The 22,208-nt window shown below is 45.7% G+C and carries 14 protein-coding genes; 2 read left to right on the forward strand and 12 right to left on the reverse strand.

Annotation, left to right across the window (positions count from 1 at the left end):
• Positions 1–11: 11 nt before the first annotated feature.
• From H8S90_RS05635 to H8S90_RS05655, 5 genes are all read right to left on the reverse strand, one after another.
• On the reverse strand, positions 12–935 hold the full coding sequence (locus H8S90_RS05635; RefSeq protein ID WP_255501834.1) for a class I SAM-dependent methyltransferase: 924 nt from the start codon (positions 933–935) through the stop codon (positions 12–14).
• A gap of 124 nt (positions 936–1,059) precedes the next feature.
• On the reverse strand, positions 1,060–2,508 hold the full coding sequence (locus H8S90_RS05640) for a RagB/SusD family nutrient uptake outer membrane protein (protein ID WP_187341605.1): 1,449 nt from the start codon (positions 2,506–2,508) through the stop codon (positions 1,060–1,062).
• Positions 2,509–2,530: 22 nt separating this feature from the next.
• Positions 2,531–6,013, reverse strand: a complete 3,483-nt coding sequence (locus H8S90_RS05645; RefSeq protein WP_222852250.1) for a TonB-dependent receptor — start codon at positions 6,011–6,013, stop codon at positions 2,531–2,533.
• A 141-nt stretch (positions 6,014–6,154) separates the two neighbouring features.
• Complete coding sequence (locus H8S90_RS05650) at positions 6,155–7,318, reverse strand: FecR family protein (protein WP_187341606.1); 1,164 nt, start codon at positions 7,316–7,318, stop codon at positions 6,155–6,157.
• A gap of 129 nt (positions 7,319–7,447) precedes the next feature.
• Entirely contained in the window at positions 7,448–8,044 is a 597-nt protein-coding gene (locus H8S90_RS05655) for an RNA polymerase sigma factor (protein ID WP_187341607.1), read from the reverse strand.
• A gap of 318 nt (positions 8,045–8,362) precedes the next feature.
• On the opposite strand from H8S90_RS05655, the gene H8S90_RS05660 reads away from it, so the two are divergent.
• A complete protein-coding gene (locus tag H8S90_RS05660; protein ID WP_187341608.1) occupies positions 8,363–9,340 on the forward strand; it encodes a GlxA family transcriptional regulator in 978 nt (325 codons plus the stop codon).
• A gap of 40 nt (positions 9,341–9,380) precedes the next feature.
• Here the strand turns inward: H8S90_RS05660 and H8S90_RS05665 are convergent, their stop codons facing one another.
• The 3 genes from H8S90_RS05665 to H8S90_RS05675 all read right to left on the reverse strand — a co-directional run bounded on the left by H8S90_RS05665 (position 9,381) and on the right by H8S90_RS05675 (position 12,856).
• Positions 9,381–10,103, reverse strand: coding sequence for a hypothetical protein (locus H8S90_RS05665; protein WP_187341609.1), 723 nt, complete (start codon positions 10,101–10,103; stop codon positions 9,381–9,383).
• A 167-nt stretch (positions 10,104–10,270) separates the two neighbouring features.
• On the reverse strand, positions 10,271–12,361 hold the full coding sequence (locus H8S90_RS05670) for a hypothetical protein (RefSeq protein ID WP_187341610.1): 2,091 nt from the start codon (positions 12,359–12,361) through the stop codon (positions 10,271–10,273).
• Positions 12,362–12,583: 222 nt separating this feature from the next.
• Positions 12,584–12,856 carry a YciI family protein gene (locus tag H8S90_RS05675; RefSeq protein WP_255501835.1) on the reverse strand — a complete coding sequence of 91 codons (273 nt, stop codon included), beginning with the start codon at positions 12,854–12,856 and terminating at the stop codon, positions 12,584–12,586.
• Between the two features lie 217 nt (positions 12,857–13,073).
• Between H8S90_RS05675 and H8S90_RS05680 the strand changes: the two genes are divergently transcribed.
• Positions 13,074–13,280, forward strand: coding sequence for a hypothetical protein (locus H8S90_RS05680; protein WP_187341611.1), 207 nt, complete (start codon positions 13,074–13,076; stop codon positions 13,278–13,280).
• Between the two features lie 254 nt (positions 13,281–13,534).
• On the opposite strand, the gene H8S90_RS05685 is transcribed toward H8S90_RS05680, so the two are convergent.
• From H8S90_RS05685 to H8S90_RS05700, 4 genes are read right to left on the reverse strand one after another with little or no spacing between them, the layout of a single operon-like run.
• Positions 13,535–15,178: a sodium:solute symporter family protein gene (locus H8S90_RS05685; protein ID WP_187341612.1), complete on the reverse strand. Its 1,644-nt coding sequence runs from the start codon at positions 15,176–15,178 to the stop codon at positions 13,535–13,537.
• A gap of 37 nt (positions 15,179–15,215) precedes the next feature.
• Positions 15,216–17,495 (reverse strand): FAD-dependent oxidoreductase, encoded by a 2,280-nt coding sequence (locus H8S90_RS05690; RefSeq protein WP_187341613.1) that lies wholly within the window; start codon positions 17,493–17,495, stop codon positions 15,216–15,218.
• A gap of 23 nt (positions 17,496–17,518) precedes the next feature.
• Positions 17,519–19,543, reverse strand: a complete 2,025-nt coding sequence (locus H8S90_RS05695) for a glycoside hydrolase family 2 protein (RefSeq protein WP_222852251.1) — start codon at positions 19,541–19,543, stop codon at positions 17,519–17,521.
• A gap of 22 nt (positions 19,544–19,565) precedes the next feature.
• Positions 19,566–22,208 (reverse strand): glycerophosphoryl diester phosphodiesterase, encoded by a 2,643-nt coding sequence (locus H8S90_RS05700; RefSeq protein ID WP_187341615.1) that lies wholly within the window; start codon positions 22,206–22,208, stop codon positions 19,566–19,568.

Raw genomic sequence — 22,208 nt, forward strand, 5'->3', positions numbered from 1 at the left:
GGAAAAACGGATCAACTATTGCTTTTCTTCGTGGCTACAATGGAATATACCATCGGAATTCTCTTGTCTAAATGTGCTATTCTATATTTTTTTGGTTCGACTTCGACGCTTTTATTGAAGATGTTGTAGGGAGAGTAATCATATTCTTCAAGTGAGTTTATTTCGAGCTCGTTCTTAATGAGACTAGTGGTTACCTCCCCCAAACCATGATTCCACATTATGTTTTCATAATGTATATCGGCTGTTCTATCTGCATAGGTACCACTTTCAGTCTCTATAATTGCGCCCGAGTTGAAATAGCTGTAGTCAATTTTTTCCAACCCCTCATCAAACATCCAAATTACGGGATGAAATTCTACAAAAATAAACCGCCCATTTGGTTTTAAAAATCTGGAGATGATCTTTGCCCATTGATTTAAATCGGGCAGCCAACTTATGGTTCCGTAGCTGGTAAAAACGAGATCGAACTGTTGGTCTAAGTACTTCGGCAAACCGTAAATGTCGCAACAGATGAAGCTGACATTTGCCTTTGTGGCCTTTGCAATCTGCTCTGCCTGTTCAATGGCCTTATCTGATAAATCAACACCGATAACTGTTGCTCCAAGCCTGCTCAGAGAAATAGAGTCTTGGCCGAAATGGCATTGTAAATGCAAAATGCTTTTCCCTTCTATGTCTCCTAGTAAATCTAATTCAATAGCATTTAAGGACGTTTTCCCGGCTATAAAGCCTTTAACATCGTAAAATTTCGATTTCAGATGTACCTCGGTTCGCTTGTTCCACGATTGCCGGTTGGTGGCTATATAGTTTTGTTCGGTATTCTTTTTTCCCATGTTTGATTTCCGACGTGTCCGATTGCTGTTCACTCGTTTTACTTCCAATTGCGTACGTAAAGTTAAGGGTTTTGAGATTGAAATGGGAACAGGGAATTTGAACATGTAAGCATCACTTATATGCTAGCTGGTTTTATAACCTTTTGAGTAAAACAATAGGCCTTCGTGTAAAAAATGTCTTCAGGACGCTGAAGCCCAAGTAACGGGCAGCCTCCTGAAGACATTCTGATTAATAGCCGGGGTTTTGCGTGATCTTGCCCTGGTTAATATCTATCTGGCTTTGCGGTATGGGAAATACCAGATTATTTTGTGTGATCGGGGCCACCAAATTGATTTCCTGAGCCTTGCTGTTTATGACAGTTATAGCCCTACCGGTACGTACCAAATCATACCAGCGGTGACCTTCAAATGCAAACTCCACTCTACGTTCCTGTTCCATCGCCAGCCGGAAAGCTTCCTGATTGGGAATATCAGCCGCAGATTTTTCTGCTAACCCCGCCCGCTCCCTAATCCTGTTCAAATAGCTGAATGCTTCACCATTTGCTTCATACCCTTGCTCGTTCAAGCACTCTGCGTACATCAACAAAACATCAGCATAGCGAATCACCGGAATATTATTGGCATTATCATTATTCAGTGCCGGATCAAACCTGTATTTTCTGACATATACATCCTGGATTGTTTGACCGTCTGCATTGACATAACTGGTTGCCAAAGAAAAGTCTCTTCGGATATCTTCGGGCTCATAAGCGTCGATTAAATCCTGAGTAGGCCGATTATTGCCGCCACCACCAAAATTAATTACGGCATTACCGGAGTTTTGAGGAGCAAAAGCATTAGGCCAAGGGTTCCCTATACCCATACCGGCAGCAAACTGGATTTCAAACACCGCTTCTCTTCCATTCTTTTGTGCCGGATCAAATGCTGCCTCGTAAGAGACCAGATCGTAAATATTCAGGTCGATTACTTCCTTCAATTTAGCAGCAGCCTCCGGGTATTTATTTTGCGTAAGATATATCTTGCCCAGTAATGCTTTAGCGGCCCCCTGCGTAACTCTACCGAGATCTCCTCCTGTAAAAGAAACCGGCAAATCGGCTTCTGCTTCTGAAAGATCTGTTTCTATTTGGGCGTAAACGGCACTCGCGGCGTCTCTTCCGTAATCATAGGCTTCATCCAAATCAGACATGAGCGATTTTGTAACTAATGGGACATCGCCGAAGGTACGCACCAATTCAAAGTATACAAAAGCCCGCAGAAATTTAGCCTCCGCGATGTATCTTCTTTTTAGCTCATCATCCATCTCAACTGGCTCAATTTTCTCCAACACCGTGTTAGCCCTCAAAATGGCGTTATACCCATCGTTCCACCGGCCGGCTATAAAGGGATTGGTGGTGCGGATATAGAAGCGATCAAGCTCATCCTGGTCGGTTACGGATCCCGACGCTACGGGGTAGGTATTATCGGAACTTATTTCGCCGAACACATAGTTGTTAGTGGAAATACCCGATCTCCGCAAAGCAGCGTAAGTGCCATTCAAAGCAACCTTCATGTCTTCAGCTGTTTTATAGAAGTTTTCACTTGCCGCAGAGGATATGGGCTGCAGATCCAGAAAACTATCTTTGCAAGACACCATAACAACAGCTAGGATCGCCGATATGTATATTTTCAAATGTTTCATTTTCAAAATGTTTTAGAATAAACTAGAGTCCAATGTTAATACCTGCCGAAATGGTTCGTGCCAACGGGAACGAACCATAGTCTACACCTCCGGTAAGCGGACTTTCATAGTTACTTACTTCGGGATTATACCCTTTATATTTAGTGAAGGTGTGAAGGTTTTGTGCAGATAGGTAGATACGGACCTGTTTCAGATTCCACCGGTCAATCAAGCTGGCGGGCAGCCGGTAACCAAGCGTTACATTTTGGATACGCAGATAGGAACCATCTTCCACCCATCGGCTAGATACGGCATTGTTTAGTCCTGTAGTTCGGGCATTGGCACGGGGTGTTACACCGTCACCAGGATCAGCTTCAGAACGCCACCGGTTTAATGCGGTGGTCAGTTGATTCTGGCCGCCCTCCAAGTTCTCGAAAAACCTACGGCTTAGATTCAGGACCTGGCCGCCCTGACTGCCTTGTATGGCGACATTCAGATCGAAACCTTTGAAACTAAAACTGTTGTTCAGTCCGTAGATAAAGTTGGGTTGGTTGTTGCCGATAATTTCGCGATCATCTGCATTGAATATGCCATCACCATTTACATCAGCATATTTTACATCGCCTGGCCGACTGGTGGCATCATGTGGATGTGCGTCAAGATCTGCCTGGTTCATGAAAATTCCAATCTGCCTGTACCCAAAGAAACTGCCTATAGGGTGTCCGATCATCGTGATATTGGTTTCCCCCACACCGGAGGCACTGCGAATGGGATCTCCTGTTGGGCCTAGCGCTAACACCTTATTGCGATTGAATGAAAGGTTAGCATTGGTATTCCATACAAAAGGCCCTGTGAAGTTCTGTGAGCTTACCGAAAATTCCCAGCCGCGATTCTGCATTTCCCCTATATTTTGTACAACGGAATTAAAGCCTGTAATGGTCGGTACGTTTACCAAAAGAAGGAGGTCTTTTGTCGTGCGATCATAGTAGTCTGCTGTGACATACAACCTGTTGTTAAATAGCCCCAGATCTAAACCAAGGTCTAACTGTTCACTCTTCTCCCAGCTCAGCTGCCGGTTTTCCGGACTGGAGGCGTAAAGACCATTCGCCAATACACCATTAAAGGCGTAGTTTTCTGTTGATAATAAGGCCGCATGTGGATAGTAATTGTTAAAAGCGTTGTTACCCGACAGGCCATAGCTGGCCCTCAACTTCAGTTCAGATAAGCCTTTGATGTCCCGCATGAAATGCTCATCACTGATACGCCATCCTGCAGAAACGGCCGGGAAGCTGCCCCAGCGGCGGTCTGGTCCGAAAATCGAAGACCCATCGCGCCTTACCGAGAAATTCACCATATACTTCCCCTTATAATCGTAATTGATACGCGTAAAGTAAGATACGGTGCTTATTTCTTCCATAAAAGAAGTGGCCGTGGTAGTAGCACCGTCCGCACTGGCATTGAGTGTCTTCACCAAATCATTCGGAAAAGCATTTCCCGTAGCGCTACTGCTTTCAAATGCTAATCGGTTGCTTTCCATTCCGAGCAATACACCCAGATTGTGATTTTCGTTAAAAGTGATATTATAATTCAGGGTCTGGTTAAATAGCCAGCTGATTTCCTGATCGGAAGCGGCGGTCCCGGTGGCAACAGTTGGCGGTAACAACTGGTTTAGCGGCATCCTTGAGCTGCGATAGCTATTACGCCGATCTCCTTCAAAGTTTATATTTCCTGTTACCCTGTAGGTGAGGTTTTCCAACACCTGATATTCCGCGTAAGCATTGGCAACCAAATTGGTGGTATTGCGTCTATCATACTGTTCGGTAATGTTTGCGACCGGATTGGTAACCCCAGGATAATTGTAGGCGGGAGCCAGTTCGGTTTGAGAGCTGTATGCAAGACCATCCGCTGCATAAATCGGCGCCATCGGAATGGCTGACAAGGCCGCGTTGATCACCCCGTTGTCGGCCCAATGTCCCTCATCATTCACTTCATTGCGGGTACGGTAAGTGGGAATAAGATTGACGCCCATCTTTAACTTGGGAAGTACCTGGGTTTCGATATTCGCGCGAAGGGTATATCGCTTTAAATCGGCACCTCTTAGAACACCATCCTGGTCGAGGTAGCTTCCGCTTACTGCGTAACGGGTTTTATCTGTACCTCCGGCGAGTGACAACTGGTAGCTACTCATCCTCGCAGCGCGAAAAATCAAATCTTGGTAGTCGTGGTAGGGTAAATTCGCTACTTTTATAGGATCGTCGAAATCGAACCAATCAAATACTTCCCCCCGCGGGTAACGGTACCTCAGGAAGGTGGAGGGACGCACGTCATTAGGATCGTTGATATTGGCTCCAGGAACGTCATCCAGATATGCATTGTTAGAGGCATCTACACCAAGGGCTGCAAACTGCTGTGAGTTAAGAATATCTACTGTTTTGGAAACGTTCTGCACGCCCGCAAATACGTCAAGGTTAACTGAAGAGGTTCCTGCTTTGCCTTTTTTGGTAGTTACCATGATCACGCCATTTGCGCCACGCGACCCATAAATAGCCGCTGAGGACGCGTCTTTCAGGACATCCATGCTCTCAATATCGATACTGTTTATTTGGGCGAACACGTCTGCACTCACAATGTTCCCGTCAACCACAATCAATGGGGCATTTCCCGCGGTGATTGACCCGAAACCCCTTACTTTAATTGCCGGCGTACTTCCCGGCGCACCGGTAGTCTGTTGTATAACTACACCGGGAATCTTTCCCTGCATACTTGTAGCAACATTTGATACGGGCATATCCTGTAATTCTCTCATCGGCACAGAGCTGATTGCCGCGGTAACACTTCCTCTTTTTTGGGTACCATATCCTACGACCACCACTTCGTCCAAGTCACTGACGGAGGTTTGCAATACAACATCAATCACCGTAGAGCCTGCGAATGTCACTTCTTGCACTTGGTAGCCTATATAATTAAAGGTCAAGACATCACTCGACTCAGGGGCTTTTATGCGGTAATTTCCTTCCGGATCGGTCGTAAGGGCAATGGCTGTGCCTTTTACTGTGACGGTCACCCCTCCCAGGGGCTCACCATTTTCGTCCGTCACCTTGCCACTAATCTCTTTTTGCTGTGGTAGCACTGAGGGTCTGATAAAGGTGCTTTGACGATTTTCCCCCGACTTTTTTCGCACCAATATGCTTGTATTTCTGATTTCGTAAGTAAGCGACCGTTCGGCAAGAAAGCTTTCCAAAACCTCTACTAAAGGCTCTTTTTCGACATGAAGAGAAACGGGTTTTGCATCCTTCAAATCCTCTTGTAGATAAAGAAAGTCAAAGCCTGTCTGTTTTTTAAGCGATTTGAAGACCTGCTGTAAAGAAGCATTTTTGACCTTGACGGTCACCTCTTGCGCTACTACGGCTGCGCTTACTTGAAATAAGGTGGCGAATACCAGCAATACAGAGAGCTTCATGGCAAGCAGGATTTTGAATGACGTATGAGAAGTATTGTAAGACAATACTGTATTTTTTCTATACATTTGCATGTTAGGTTAAATAAAACTTGATTATAAGCGCTGTAATTGGTTAGATTGCCTGACGCGGCTTTATTGCCGAACGACCGGGAATGCGGCAAACATTTCCGGTTTTTTAGGCGATCCAGGTTGGTGGTTGTGTAATCCTCACATAATAACCGTAACCCTCCTTTCTTTCAGTTTGAAACGGACCGTATTATTGCTCAGCGTTTCAAGGTGTGACAATAACTCTTCAATTCCTTTCGATTTCGTATACGTCCCTCCGAAAGCTTTGCGGGTTGTGGGGGCGGATGATTCATAAATCACATCGACATTATACCATCTAGCGATATTTTTCATGATCGTTTTAATATCCTGGTTTTCGAAGACAAAGTCGCCTTCCAACCAAGCCAGAGCATAATCGGTGTCCACCGTTTCAATACTGATCGGGCTGTCATCAAGTCGACTTACGGCTTGCTGTCCCGGTTGCAGCGCAACTTCTTGATTTTTTTTGAGCACATTTATTCCACCTTCTACCAGTGTAGTAGTCACTTGCTGCTCATCGGCATAGGCGTTGATATTGAAATGTGTGCCCGTTACTTGAATTTCCGTGTCTCCTGCCTTTACTTTGAACGGCTTATGTTCATTTTTGGCAACTTCAAAATAGGCTTCTCCGGTCAAGCTTACTACGCGTTCGTCGCCAACAAAAGCGTTGGGATATACCAGAGTGGAAGCAGAGTTGAGCCGTACCTTAGTTCCATCGGGTAATATCAGCTGATATTGACCTCCGCGTGGGATACTGATGGTATTGATCGGTACGTTACCTTGTTCGGCCATGGGCGTACCCCCTCCCCCTACTTCATATAACAACTCGCCATCATCAAGTTTCTTGATGGCCACGCCATTTTCATCAAAAAGGGTACCTGTTTGAGCATCGTCCAACCGGATGGTGGAACCATCAGCGAGCGTAAGAAACGCCGCCTGAGAGCCAGGTTCAACGGCCTGTTCGGTATGCGATAATGTTGTACCATCGTCGATGCGATAGCTGACATATAACCCTATCGCGGTCAAAAAGCACAGGAAAATTGATGCTGCGACAGCAATTTTTTTTACTGTCCACAGCCTGCGAGGCTTTTCCGTCGCAAACAATTGTGCTTCAATACGTGAGCGCATGAGCTGTTGCACAAGCAATCGCTCCTCTTCGCTTTCCCAATGCCAATCCTCAGCAGCTGACCGTTCAGCAAACCAACGTTCGAGCAGGACGCTTTCTTCCTTACTGCATGTGCCGGCATCGTAGCGCTTCAAAAGGGATAATAGCTGCTGCTGGTTCATAAGAATGAAAATTTATAATTGCTTGTTGTCTGTAAAATAAGTGTAAGAATCAGCCGGTTGGTAGTATATAAACTTGAAAATTATTTATAATACATTGATTATAAATGAAATAAATTTTCAAATGATTAATTAAAAATGACCTTCTAGTACCAGAAGCAACAGCAATGAGGTGACATGGGGATCGTTAATCTTCGAGCGAAGAATTCTCAAAGCGTTGCTAATCTGTTTCTTAACAGTCTTGTCGGAAATGACGAGCTTGGAAGCAATTTCCTTATACGACAGGTTTTCCCGCCGGCTCAGGATAAATACCTTGCGCATCATGGTGGGCAGGCGCTCGATTTCGGCATCAATGATGCCCCGTAATTCATGAGCCACCATCAAGCCTTCAGGACTCTCCTCATGTTGCGTAAAGCAATCAAGCAGGGACTCTAGGTAGTCGTGCTTGCGGATATTATCCCGAATGCATTTCATCGCTTTGTACCGCGCCATGGCTTTGAGATAAGCCTGCAATGACTGCACTTCACCAAGCGCTGCACGTTGCTGCCACAGGGAGATGAAGGTATCTTGCACAACATCCATGGCGTCTTCCTTATCGCGGAGTACACGTACTACATAGCAATAAAGCATTTCCCAATACAGGTCATACAGCTTGGAGAAAGCTTGCCTGTCTCCCTGTCTCAACAGGAGCAGCGACGTACTTTCAGACAGCGAAGATTTATCCCCCATAGTGGTTACAGATGTATAGCGATAAGGTTTATACCAGTTAATGCAAAACTAAAATGCTTAAAACTTTAGCCTCGCGGTAAAGTTAAGTACTTTCGATGTAATTCTTACATCGCTTTATCTTTTTTCCCATAGGAGAAGACCTTTTCACGCCCAATGGACAGGCCAAAAAAGTGAAGTTGTAATGCATAGACAAACTCGGGCAAGTAGATAGGGAAGTGAACCCTGGGTGTAAATATAGATGACCCTAATCGTGATGGATTCCGGAAAAATTATGGCGGCTAGTTAAGAATTAAAATGCAAACATTTAATTTTGCAAACATGCTACATATATCCGTTCTTGTCACAGAAAATGTGTTAATCGCTGTAGTTGGGAACATTCATTACCTTTTCCGAAAAGTGAATGATTTTTTAGTGGAGAGCGGCCAAGACCCCCTGTTCGAAATTACTCTTGTAGGCCTTTCTAAAGAGGTTGAGCTGAATGAGGGCATGTTCAAAGTTTCACCGGACAAATCCATTGACGAGGTAGAACATACCCATATGATCATTATCCCTCCCTTAAGTGGTGACATGGGACAAAGCCTTGAACAAAACAAGGACTTCCTACCCTGGATAAAGAAACATTATGAGAGAGGAAGCAAAGTAGCAAGCCTCTGTGCCGGAGCATTTCTTTTGGCGGAGACTGGTTTGCTGGATAAAGAATGGTGTTCTACACATTGGAAGACCATCAACGAATTTCGTATGCGTTACCCTGGGGTGTATGTTACAGATCAAAAGATAATTACTGAAAATAAAGGGATTTTTACCAGTGGTGGCGCTAATTCGTACTGGAATTTATTAATCTACCTGGTCAAGAAATTTACGAATCCTGAAATCGCCGTGCAGACCAGCAAATATTTTGAAATCGATATAGATCGAGATAATCAAGGGATTTATACCATATTTGAGGGTAGCCGTTACCATAACGACTATTCTATACACCGTGTGCAGGATTATATAGAACAGCACTATCCCGAACACTTATCATTGGAGAAATTGGCGGATATTGCGAAACTTGGTTTCCGCACTTTCCAGAGAAGGTTTAAGAAAGTCACACAGTATACCGTTGTTGCTTATATTCAAAAAATACGGGTTGAGGCTGCCAAGAGGTTATTGGAACGAGAGATTCTGCCCGTAAATGATGTTATGAATAAAGTAGGCTATAATGACACGGAGGCTTTTCGAAGAATCTTTAAACGGGAGACCGGAGTTGCCCCCATGCAGTATAGAACCAAATTTCAATCTTTTGGATTGTGGTAGCGGTGCTCAACAGTCTTTTTCTATGAGCGAGCCGCACCAACTATTCTTTTCCATCCCCGGATCCGAAGTAACTCATTTCGCTTTCAAAAGCTAGGGTTTCTGATGTTATATCCTTGACTACCTTGCCACTCATTTTTTGTTCTATTGCAGAAATTTCACGTAAAATATTCTCCGAAGCACCATATTCCTGCCAATTCGAAAATCCTAAAAAAATGATAACCTCATTTAAATTTCCCGCATCAACCGTTTTAAATGTTTTGAAAGACTTTACCCCTTTTTGGATATATACCTCATATAACGCTTTTAAAAGACGATCTAATTCCGGCGTGTCGTAAACCTTAACCGTTAACAATCTGGCAATCCCTAAGGTATAATCAAAGGTGTTCTTGGTACTGTATTCCTGAACATTTACAACTTTATAAAGATTCTTCAAATCTGCATACTGAGCCACGTTTTTTTGATTGTCGGCCATATCTGCTATCGGGTCAACTGGATGATCAAAATCCGACCATGCTAAATCGAAGGTACCATCAATAAATAATCCAAACCTCTCACCAGATACAACGTACCAACTATACCAATTCCATTTATCACCGTTTTCCTTATGCCAATTTAGATGTGGTTCAAATCCTTCTTCAAAAGCGGATGCCTTGCCTTCCTTGGGCTTCCAAACGGCAAACTGGCCGATATTTTTCCTCTGCCCCAAAGCTAAACCTGTAAAGAACAACATAAAAAAAAGTAAAGGGGCACTCCTGCGCATCATAATCCGCTATTATAATTCTCAACACTCATTTCTAATCCTCAACAAAATGGATTGAGCAAAAGTATACATGGCCATCAGAAATTAAAATAGGCGATTTGGACGATTTTACCTGTTGATATTGCCAGGTCTTATGGTTTTCAAATCATGAAAACTTGAATTGATAAGATCTATTGAAGCCATACAGACTGGGTATAAGCGCCATTAGACGCTTCATCCCAGACTTCTACTCTAACCCAGGTCCTGTCTTTCAAGTTCAGATTAAACGTAAACTCCTCATCACCAAAAGCGTTGGTATGGCTTAGGTCGATCTTTTCATGGTAGACTTCCTTACCATCGCCTGATACCACCAAGGCAAAATTAAGTGGAAATGTCCATTGCGTATGTAAGCTTACCGTTGCCTCGCCATTGGCGTTTAACGATAAGGTTTCTCCTGCGCCCTTTCCATTCACTGCAAAAGCAGGAAATAATATCTCTCCGGTAGAAGTGAAAAACTTGCCTTGCTTCATGGCGTCTAAAACGGATGGCCAACCATTTTCATACTTAGGCAACTCATCTAATTGTAGGTAATTCACATTGAGATGCGCATACATTTCGTTCTCAGGTTCAATGGTAAATAGGTCGGCTTCGCCTATCATGTGCTTTTTAAGGCCCCAGTTATTCATGTCGTCCAATAAATCCAAGGCTCGTTTACCTAGCCGTGGCTCTGATAAATCGGCAGGAATGGGTTTCCAGGCAGCACCGAAAAAATGATCGGATAAAAAGAAAGGTTCTTCTTTATAAGCGTCCGGATAACCGGTAGACCCTTTGGTACGGGCATGTGCCGTCCAGGCCAATCCGTTTTCCGATTCCAGCAATTTTAACATTTCCTCTTTATTGCTAATACGGTAAACTTTGCCATATTTAGGATCTTCGCTCACAAAAGGTTTATCTTTTTCTCTTGACATAATCCAATAGACTGGCTTGGGAAAGAACTGTAGCCAATGGCCGCCAAAAAATTCATTGGGTTCTTCGCCCGGAAGGAGAAGGAAATCGTCGTCCGACAGACGCTCGCATTGGTCAAATAAGGCTTTAAGTTCCGTCAATCTTTGATCATCAGGCCCCTTGGGATGTGCCGTGTAGTGGAATTCACCTAGATGTACAATATCAACTCCTGTATCTTTAAATACATCAACAAATTTCGGTTTTTCGGGAACGGGTTTACCGGCCAATACGACATTCATGATAAATTCATTGTGAAAGTGGCTCGACATGGTTTTATAACCCGGCACGGGCTTGTAGGCATCGTTATTGGTGTATTTTTTTACGGCGCTTAATGTACTTTCAGCATCATCGGCATCTAACAGACAATAGAAATTTAAGCGCTGCTCTGTTTTAGGCGGTGCGTTAAACCATGGAACATACCGATTATCACCCGCTAAATCCTGCCGTATGCCGATACCATATCCCGACAGCAAATTGCGGTAATCATTGCCATGCCATGTAAATTGCAGGTTGAATGCTTCATCTAAGGGATAAAAATATTGATGGGGAGCTGGGAAAATGGCCAAGCTACCAGACGGGTTTTCACCGATGAGGGTCCGGTATTTTACCGTAAGGTTTTTTGCGGTGTCTTGCGGATTGGCGGAAATGGTTTGTAGCTGATTTTCTGTATCAGACCAGCTGAGCTTATCCCATGCCGGGATTTCGCTGATTAAGCCCGCGTCATAGACTATCGCAGTAGAATCTATTTCTGTTGACATCACCGCAGCTACATTAAATAGTGGAGAACCATTATAACAGGTAATCTCCAAGAAACCGGTAAAATCAGGCGCATGTAATCCTGGTATCCGGACTAATGTCCGAGAACCTTTACTGATAACGCTCGCTTTTTCCTTGGTTAGATTAACAGTATACGCCTTATGGGGTTTGTCCTGCATCTTATCGAAGAAAATATCCCATCCGCTTTTTGTGGTTAGGTCTCTTTTACCTACGGTAAGAATAAATCCAGGGTCAAGCTTTGAAGCAATTTCCTGATATCCTTTTGTCGTGTTAATTCCTATAGTCTTAAAAAGCGGATTATCTTTTTGCAAGTCTAATACCAGCTGTGCTGACTCTCCCTGTTCTGTTGGCCAGGTTAGGTGTAGTAATTTTCCTTCAATATTAACATTTACCTCCCCGTGCTGATTAAACTCCGTGGTATCCGTTTGGGCATTACTAATGCCGTGAATAAGTAAGATTAATAGCGTTGATTTAATAAAACTGATGGCTAGTTTATGCATGATAATTTGCGTACGTTGTTTTAGTTTATACTGGTTATCTATACCGATGATTCACGAAATGCGAGCATAACATCTATTACAAAACTAGCAAAAAAAACCTTTTAGCAGAATTATTTGGCAAATAATTGAAATTTAGGAACCACACAAACTTTAGCAAATATCAGCATGCCTTGTTTTTTATATCTTAATAATTTCCCTTTACTCATCGAACCTCCTGCTCCGCTAAGACCAAGTTGAATGTACCCGGTAAGCTACAAACCCTTTATATAGTCGTTGACACTTAATGGTTTTCTGCCAAGTGTAACCGCTGATGAACTCTTTGATTTCGGTGTAAGGCCCATCCGTTATAATATTGCCGGGTTTTACTGTTTTGGCACTTTCGGGAGCTGGCAAAAGCGTATTTCCTTTGTCTACCAATTTGTTCTGTGCTGCAATACTGCCTAGCCAGTTCATCCGTTCCTGCATTTGTTCAGGGGACGGTTGGAAGACTGACATTTCAGAATAGGGACAATATTCGTTATTTTTTTTTTGAGTCTAACGGTCTCAAAACAGCAGACAACGGTTCACGGTTTGGCAAAAAGGGCAATGGTAGCCGCGCGATGATGCCATTGTGATGCTCAGTAACACTCACGGATTCACACAACTTGCTCATTATCTTACACAAGAGGTGCTTTTTGCGTATTTCCATCATTGGTTTTGGTAAATTTATATCATGAGACCTGAACACAACGAACTTAAACAGCAGTTGGTAGACACCAAACAAAAAAACAAATATAAGAACACCATTGGCCTTGTATTGAGCAAAGGCTTTTTCTCCCTGGAGCAGGCTATGTATCACTTCGATGCTATCGGGGAAAAGGTAATAGCTGAACAGATCAAGGAAGCGATTGCGTTCGAAAACTCAAAAAAATTGGTGTAAACCAGTAACATGTAGTTAGGTGCCTCGTCGTATTGGCGAGGCATTTTTCTGGAATATAATATAACCTAACCCTTCTTGCGACAAGGACCTAAGGCCCTGGGGTTATGGTGTCGCTGAAATCTATTCCTATTGACCAGTATCGGTAATGTAAATCGTCTTGAAACCGTGAGCAGTCAAGATTTCCTTTCAAAGGAATAAACTTAGCTTATACCGGAAAAAGGTTGGTGCCCAAAGAATAGCTTCTACCTCCTTTCCTAGTTGGTTCTACGAGACACCGCCAATAAGATGCTTCCGGCCGATAGAATTGCCGAGGAAACACCCAATACTGCAGTCCTTCCATAACTTGCTAAAAATCCGAGTATAAAAATCATTAACCCCACTCCGAGCAAAGCAAAAGCAATCGTTCTTATGGCCAAAACGCTTTGACGCTTGCCATGGGATATCGGGTGTTCGGTTAAGGGCACATCTGGAGCTATGACTACAGCGAGACGGTAGGGTTTACGGCGATACAGCACCTCAAACAGCACAAGCAAGGCGATGGGCAGCGAAACGCCAAGTACGATTTCTTGCATCCGATCAAGGGAAAAACCAAGCAATGGTTGGGTGCCAAACTTAAACAAAAGGTTGACCCCTAAACTGGCGATAGTGGTAAAAAGAATGGAGAATGCGGTTTGCCTTTGTGAAAATAAAGCCCACACAGCGGGTCCATAGAGTGGGACTCCCGTAAGCGCGCCTATGCTAAGCACTACTTCTACGATGCCGCCCATTGCCGGAACCATAAGTGCAACCAATACGGTAACCACACCAAATGCCAATGTCGAACAACGGGCTGCCCACATGAGTCTTTTATTGGTTGCCTGTGGATATAAACGTTTGTATATATCATTGGTGAATACCGCAGCGGAGACGTTGAGCGAAGCATTCACCGAATCTGTCGTTGCGAAAATCATGCCTGTTATCATCAGTCCCATTATCCCTGCAGGAAGAACTTCTTTACACATCAGCAGATAAGCTCCTTCATTTTCCAGGCCAACAAGATCGCCATTAATGACCCGATAAAGCATAGGTGGGAGCATCCATACGACAGGGCTTATGAGGTAAAGCCATCCAAACAGGTTGCCTACCTTCTTTGCTTCCTTCCTCGTGGGCACGCTGGTATAACGTTGTACATATGCCCAGTTGCCACCAATGAATACCATATTGTAGAATCCAAAAGCAACAATAAACCAAATGCTATACTCTCCTCCAATCAAATCAAAAAAGCCCTCGGGAGCCGCGTTTACAAAGGAAGACACGCCCCCGACCCTGTCGAAGGCCAGTGGAACAACAATAATGACAGCGGCTGTGAGCACCACAAACTGCAGAACATTGGTAACAATTACCGCCCAGAGACCTCCAGAGGTCGTGTACAATACGGCCATCAGCCCAAACAAGATAATGGCATAGTGCGATGGAAGGCCTGTGGATACATTTACGAGCTTGGCGACCGGGTAAAGAAAAGCCCCGTTGTAAGCAAAACTCATGAACAGGAAGATGTAGGTGTAAAATTTATGTACACTGCTGCCAAACCGCTGTTGCATGAATTCAGCAGCAGTGAGCACTCCCGTATCTCGCCAACGCGGCGCGATAAAACGGCCAATTAAAAACCCTGCGATAGCCATCATCCACTGAATGGTGACAGCTACCCAGCCCTGTTCGTAAGCTATAGCCCCCCAAACCACAAAAGTGCCTGCCGAGAAAAAGCCCATGTACAATGAAAGGCCGCTCATCCACCATGGTAATGCACCACTCGCCCCAAAATAGGATTTCATATCTGCCTTACGATCGGTAATAGATAGTCCGGCTATTAATATGCCAACTGAAAAGATTGCAATTACCCAATAATCGAGTGTCGTCATTTTTTTTGCTGTTACAGGTTTTTAGTATAGCTTATGTTTAATAACACCTAATGGCAAACAGTGCGGCTGGAACTTCCGACGATGGATGTGCCAGCTGAATGCTAAGTTGGTCTGTTTTCAAAGGTGGGTCGAATATAAGTGTACGCCGTGTTTGATATTGATCGTGCACTTCGCTAATTAGCTGGTTATCTGCATCTCTGATCTCGAAATGGCGCACGCAAAAGGGCATTACATTTTCGGGATGCCCCATCAATACGGACTCCATGGCATGATCGGCATCGGTATCAAATAGGAGTACTATTCGATGGATGGATTGCTCGGCCGGCCAAGAAAGGGAAAGCATAGGATGCTCATCATCGGGGTCGGCCACCCAGGCATTAGGCTGAAATACTGGCCGATCAATGCCATTACGCACGTTGTCTGCTGAAAAAAGTTTTTGGGCCTCGGACAGCCGGAGCGCGATATTATGCCCTTCCGGCCTACGCTGTGGGCACCAAAATTCGAAATCATCAATACCTGAGCCGGGCTCAGGTTGCTGCCGGCCGTTGTTGGACACCCGCTTATTTATGCCGTTATATACAGATAGCAAGCCGGTTATCCGCTGCAAACTATAGGGCAGTTGCACCAACTCGTTCTTCAGGAAGGTAATAAAAACATATTGCGCTGCTGAAAGTTCAATAGCGAAATCGATGGAAAGAGCTTGCTGTCCTTCTACAAGTGTAATCGTTTTTTTGGCTAATGTAGTATCGGGGGTAAAGCTTCCAGCTCTACTGCTGATCCGTAACGCTATCTCCAGGCGGGTGGCCGCTATCGCCATTACAGAAAGAGAAAAAACAGGAACACGCCCCTTGCCTAATGGAAGGAGCTGGGCGGCAGAAATATCGAGTACCTTCCAAAGTAAATGTGCAGGATCAAAACCCTCGAACGCCAGTGAACTGGACGCTTCTATATGCGCGTGCTGTACAAGGTCGCTTTCATCATGAAATACCTGACCAGGTATGTGTTGTCCTGTTTTCATCAATTCATGCTGCAACTGTGGTATGTGCTCTTGGGTATAGAGCTCTTTAGGCATGACCTGCAACGTTTTGCATAGCGCTGCCGCTACGGCTATAGCCTGACCGGTATAGGCACTGGTGGCCATCACGCGCGTTGCACCAAAGGCGACATGGCTTACACTGATAATACGACCGGCCAAAAACAAGTTTTTAATATTTCTGCTGTATAAACATCGATAGGGGATCTGGAATATTCCTTTGCTATGCCACTGATTGCAAGGGGGACGATCGCTGAACACCCCATCGGCCGGATGCAAATCAATCGACCATCCGCCATAGGCAACAGCGTCTGGATGTTCGCGCTGCTGGATGAGATCTTGCTGCGCAAGCATGTAATCGCCTTCGAAGCGCCGACTCTCCCGCTTACCGGGAATCATTCCTACCCATTCCAAGGTCATCGTTGCTGCCTCAGGGAATTTTCCCGAATTTTTGATATAATCCCATATGCCATACACCACACTCCACAGCTCCCACTTAATTTTTTCGGTGTCATGCACCGTATCCAGTCGGCCGCCATGCTCCACCCACCACAGTTGACAGCCGTGTTCGTTGGAATTAAAGTTACGGAAACGTGGGATTTCTTTACTGACGTCCATTGCAAATGAAGGAGCGATGAATTTTACCGGTTTTCCCGTGTCTTTGCTGTAAAAATAAAGAGAATGCCCCAAAAGCCCGCCATAGTTGGCGTCCGGAGCCATCGCTTCATTGAATTCTTCCCTCGACTCCGCTCCCATACGGAAGGCCGCACCGGCCAGGAAAGCCAGCAAGCCGTCGCCGGTAGCATCACAAAAGAGCGGAGCTTCCAAATAATATTCGGTTGCGTTTTGACTACAAAAAGCCCTTATTCCGCGAATGCTATCGGCGCTGTTCTTCTCCAGGTTATAAACGGCAGTGTTCAGCAGCAAAGTGATGTTGGTTTCCTGTATAACCTTATCTAATAAAATCATATCCAGTATTACCGGGTTGCCCTCGGGATTGCGATAGGTATTTTCCACGAGCAGCTCGTCAATAACGCCGCCTTCACGGCTCCATCGGTTATTGTTTCCCATATGTGAAGTGGCTCCCAACACCCACAGGCGCACCTCGCTGGAAGCGTTACCGCCCAATACCGGGCGGTCTTGCACGAGCACCACTTTGAGTCCCTGCCGTGCAGCGGTGATGGCAGCGCAGGTGCCCGACAAACCTCCTCCGGCAATCACAAGGTCTGCTAATAACGTCTCTGTCCGAGTATCTCTTCGATGGGTAACATTTTCTTGAATCATATCTTTGTAAGGGTGGTATAATATCAATTTGTTTCGTTCAGTTGTATCGTTTGTTCCAAAGCTACATAGCCAGTAGGTTTGACAATTTTCAGTGGAAGGTACGTATCAAATCCGCTAACAGATAAGGAAAGGTCCTTGCTTTCGCCCGGCTGTAAATCGGGCAAGGTTATTTTGGTATGAGGCGTTTCCAGTACATATCCTTGCACCGGACTGGCCGGAAAATCGTCACGCGCACTCACCTTCAGTCGGAGCTGGTGCACTCCTTGTTCACCTATTTGATAATGACTTTTTTCTACTTTTACGGGACACATTTCCCGTTGGTAAACCGCATAAGCCGGGCGCACCGAGCGGTCAGGCTCTACCAAGCCCCATGGTCGGTGGCCGTCGGCGTTGCTGCCGTAGTAGCGGCTTTGGTAATCGTTATAGGTCCACCAGGCCGCTCCGATCACATAGGGACGCTTCCGGAGTTCGCTCATTACTTCGGTTACATGCTGTGCCTGTCCTGCTTCGCCCGTGGCATGGTCTACACGCATACCCCATTCGCTGATCAGGATAGGCTTATCAGGGTAGAGTTGGTGAATATGGTCCAGGTTTTTACCGTGGTTGCCATAGATATTGGCACACACGAAATCTACATATTGGCTGGCTTCGTCTTCCGGCTTTTTTGGCAAGGCATTGAGCCGCATGGATGCAAAGGTGTACAGCCGCGTAGCATCCAGCTCCCTCGCATAGCTTATCATGTCTTCGGTCCAGCGTTGACCTGCGGGTTCATCTGACAGGTATTCGTTACCCACACTGTAGGCGATCACGCTGGGATGGTTCCAATCGCGCTCCACCATCTCCCGAAATTGCTGCTTGAATTTCGCTCGGATAGTATCGTTATCAAGTTGACTCGGCGTAAGCTGCCAGTTACCGGCCTCGGTAATAATCAGCATGCCATACCGATCGGCCAAGTTGTAGAAATGTTCGGATGGTGTATAGTGTGTCAAGCGCTGAAGCTCCATCCCAGCCTCTTTCATGAGTTGGAAATCTTTCTCGATGAGCCAGTCAGGCTCCAGGGAGCCGAGGCCGGGATAATCCAGTACGCGGTTGCCGCCACCCAAACGCACGGGTTTGCCGTTGAGTAAAAGCTGGGCATCACGAACTTCCACTTTCCGAATTCCAAAATGCCTCGCGAGCGTATCGTCTCCCACGGCCACGGTCAGCTCATAAAGCGTAGGTGAGTCTATGTCCCAAAGCTCGGTTTGGGCAGCTGAAAGCGCACTTTTGGATTCCAGCACCAACGTTTGCCCCGCCGGTATGCTCACAGATGCGCTTTCCCAATTTAGCGAAAGTGTTTGTTCTCCCAGTCGCACGACGTAATCAGCCTTGGTTAAGGAGGCCTGCCTGGAAGCATTGCGTATGCGCACTTTAGTTGTTAGCACAGCCGTACCATTGTTCAGATCAGGCATAGCCTCGACTTTCACATTTTCCACGTATACTTCGGGCTCCACGGTCAGGTACACGGGCCTGATCAGTCCGCCGTAATTGATCCAAGCCGGATACGAACCATTGATATCATGGTTATCTTTCACCGCCGGAACGGTGTTCAGTTTCCAGGTGTCATTGCTGACCGATACAGCCAACAGGTTATCCCCTTCCTGCAACTGGTCTGTAATATCAAAATGGAACGGAGTGTAACCACCTTCGTGGGTACCAACCGACTGACCATTTAGCCAAACCTGTGTCAAGTAATAAGCAGCGTCAAAGTGTAAAATTACCCGTTTGCCCTGCTCGGGTTTCCAGGAAAAGGACTTGCGATACCAAGCTGTACCCGTATAAAATAAGTAACGGGGATCGGCAGAAAAGCAGTGCGGCACCTTCACGCTATCCTGCCTGTTTGCACGTGTTATCCCATCAAGATACCATTGACCGCTTATTCCCTGATCAGCTAGGTCAAGTGCAAATGTCCAATCGCCATGTAGCGGGATGGCATTGGGATGTGTGATGGTGTATTGTGCTAAAACGTCATTTGCAAAAACAAAAACCAATAGGACTAATCTTTTCATTCCTTTCATTTTTAGTAACAAGTTATCTCATAAATCCACGATTCGATAATTTGACGACCTTCAAGCCCAAGACCGGCATATCCACCATAAAATTGCCGTCTTCCAAAGATAAATCACGGATTTTATCGCCCTTTTCATCCAATAACACTGCTTGGGAATATGCTGGTAGTTCATGGAGTGCAATCGCGCTTTTCTGCCTCACGGTACTGTTGTTCAATAAGATCAGGTACATATCAGTTCCTTGGCTTGCCTTCGCCGCCATGAAATCCACCTGCGGATTTGCAACGGACACCATCCCTGTTGGCAAGTACAAATCGACCGGTGTGCCAAAAACCTTCCCCGCAGCAAAACCATAAGACTGGTGTGGCCCTACCTTTGGTGTGATGAAGCCTCTGGGAAAATCTATCTTCCCTCCCGACCTCGCCGTGATTTCAGCTATGAGGTAATCGGTAATCCAGCCTACCTGCCACCAGGCATGGTGTGGGAAGGGGCCGGGACCATCATCCATACGTTCCCAATAATAGGATGCCACATGAGTTGCAGGGTCTACAAAGGCATCCCTCCCCCACGCCGCAGCACGCGCCATATCCAGAAAAATACGCTCACCTGTTAACTTCGCCATCCGTACAAACAAACCGGCATGACTGGCCAGCAAAATAGGTCCGCCACCATTTGCCGAACCTAGGGTCCCGCCATGTTCAAAACTGAGACCAACCTGTGTGATTTCCCAATCTTCTTTTTGCTTCCCCCGTACCTCTTTGACCTGTTGCGTGGGTATAGGGTGGGTATAGATGGAGGATGTGTATAATTTCGCTGCATTAACGGCAGCCTCCAGATAGGTCTTGTTATCGGTCAACTCGTACAAATCCAGCAGGGCTTGGGCACTCTGACCGGTAGCAAAATCCGGAACAAAGCGCACATCACCGCAAACACCTAAAAAATGTCCTTTGTTTATGGCTTCTGCCACGTACCAATTAGCCCCTTTTTCCGCAGCCTGCAGATATTTATCATCGCCGAGCAAACGATAGGCCACTAGCAGTCCGTAAAACGTAGGCCTCAGATCTGACAGATCTGAGAATTGCGGCTGCTCGGTGTGCTTATCGTAGGCCACTAACCAACTACCGTCTGCCTGCTGCCACTCCAATAACTTATCCGCCCCACTTCGCAAACGGTCTTTCATCTCTCGATCCTGGGGTTCGAAAAGTAGGATGTTGCCAATATCGAGCATAGTGTAATAGGTCAGGGCGATAGGTTCGACGTAGTCGCCCCATTCTTCCGTGAAGCGCCTGCTCTTCCAGAGATAATATTGCCCTATCGCAGCTCCTTTAAAAAAACCTTCATCAGTTTGTTGCTGTGTTAGCTTAAAATTTCTAGCGGCCTGTAGACGCGTTTTCCGCAGTATCGAATCGCCCGTGAGGCGGGCCAACATCCACATCGCTCCATAATCTGCATTTTTCATGGCATCTCTGTCGGCCCCTACGACCCCTCCGAGATAAGATTGTGCTCCGATCTGCATTCCCTGATAGGTATGTACATTCCATAAGGAAGTGGAATCATCGCGAAGGTATTTCAGCATGGACAACATACGATCTGTTAGCGATTGTCCAGTGTTCTTTAACTTGATGGCCTGATCGAATTTATAGATGTCATAAATCGCGTGTTTATACACGCTGAACCAGTCTTGCTTTTGTATGGCATACCGAAAACGAAAAACACGTTCCTCCCCCACCTCAAGGTAAGAATCTATTTCTCCCAATACAGGGTGATAAAGTGTTGGCGAAAGCTGGCCGCCGCGGTTCATAAGTGATAGACCAAGCTTCCATGCCCCGCGTGAACTTTTATCGTATAACCAAGGATGTGCCGCCACACCCGGCTCAGGAATGACTGCGAGTGTTACCCCTTGTTTATTTTGAATAAGTGGTGATAAGGTACTGGCCGTGCGTTCACGCACTACCACCGGTAGGCCCGGTATTCCCTGCCCATAAGCATAGGCCCGTAACAAATCAGGTTGGATTTCTCGCCCCTGAAAATAACCGGGCAACATGGCCCATTCCAGCTCGTCTGGTTCGGTACTGAACAGTGTGGGACTGGCGAACGAAAAATAACCCGCCTGGTTTGCCTTCACTTTTATCTCTACCAAAACATCCTGCGCATACAGGCGGTCGAGAGACCAGTTGATATTCGCGCTAAACTGTGGGTTCTCCTGAAAAAACTCAATGCCTTGATCGGTCTTTTTTGCGCTGGCCGGTAAAAACGAAACCACTTCCCCAGCTGTATTGAGCGGCACAGGCCGGAATCCATCTATCACCCGCTGCACAATATATTTATAGTCGCTAAAACGGTGACCGTTTGCCTGCTCAAACAGTTTGGTGTTAACAGTGGTATCCGGTTGGCCTGCACTATATAAGCCAACATAGTGCCCTTGTGGTTTGTCTATGGTGATGGGGTCTGCATCTGGATTCAAAGTGATTGTTCCGAGCGCGTAGCCTTTGGATGTTTGTTCCCACCTAAGGCGGATAAACTGATTTTCAAGTACAACTTCTTCCTGCGCATGAAGGTTAGCCGACAGCAAATGAATAAAAGAAATAATGATTACAGAAAGCAAAAGTTTGGTCTTGACGTTCCATTCATCGGATAGCTGTTCGTACTGTTGTTTGCGTATCAT

It is taken from the genome of Olivibacter sp. SDN3 (assembly GCF_014334135.1).
In the GTDB taxonomy this organism is placed as follows: Bacteria; Bacteroidota; Bacteroidia; order Sphingobacteriales; family Sphingobacteriaceae; genus Olivibacter.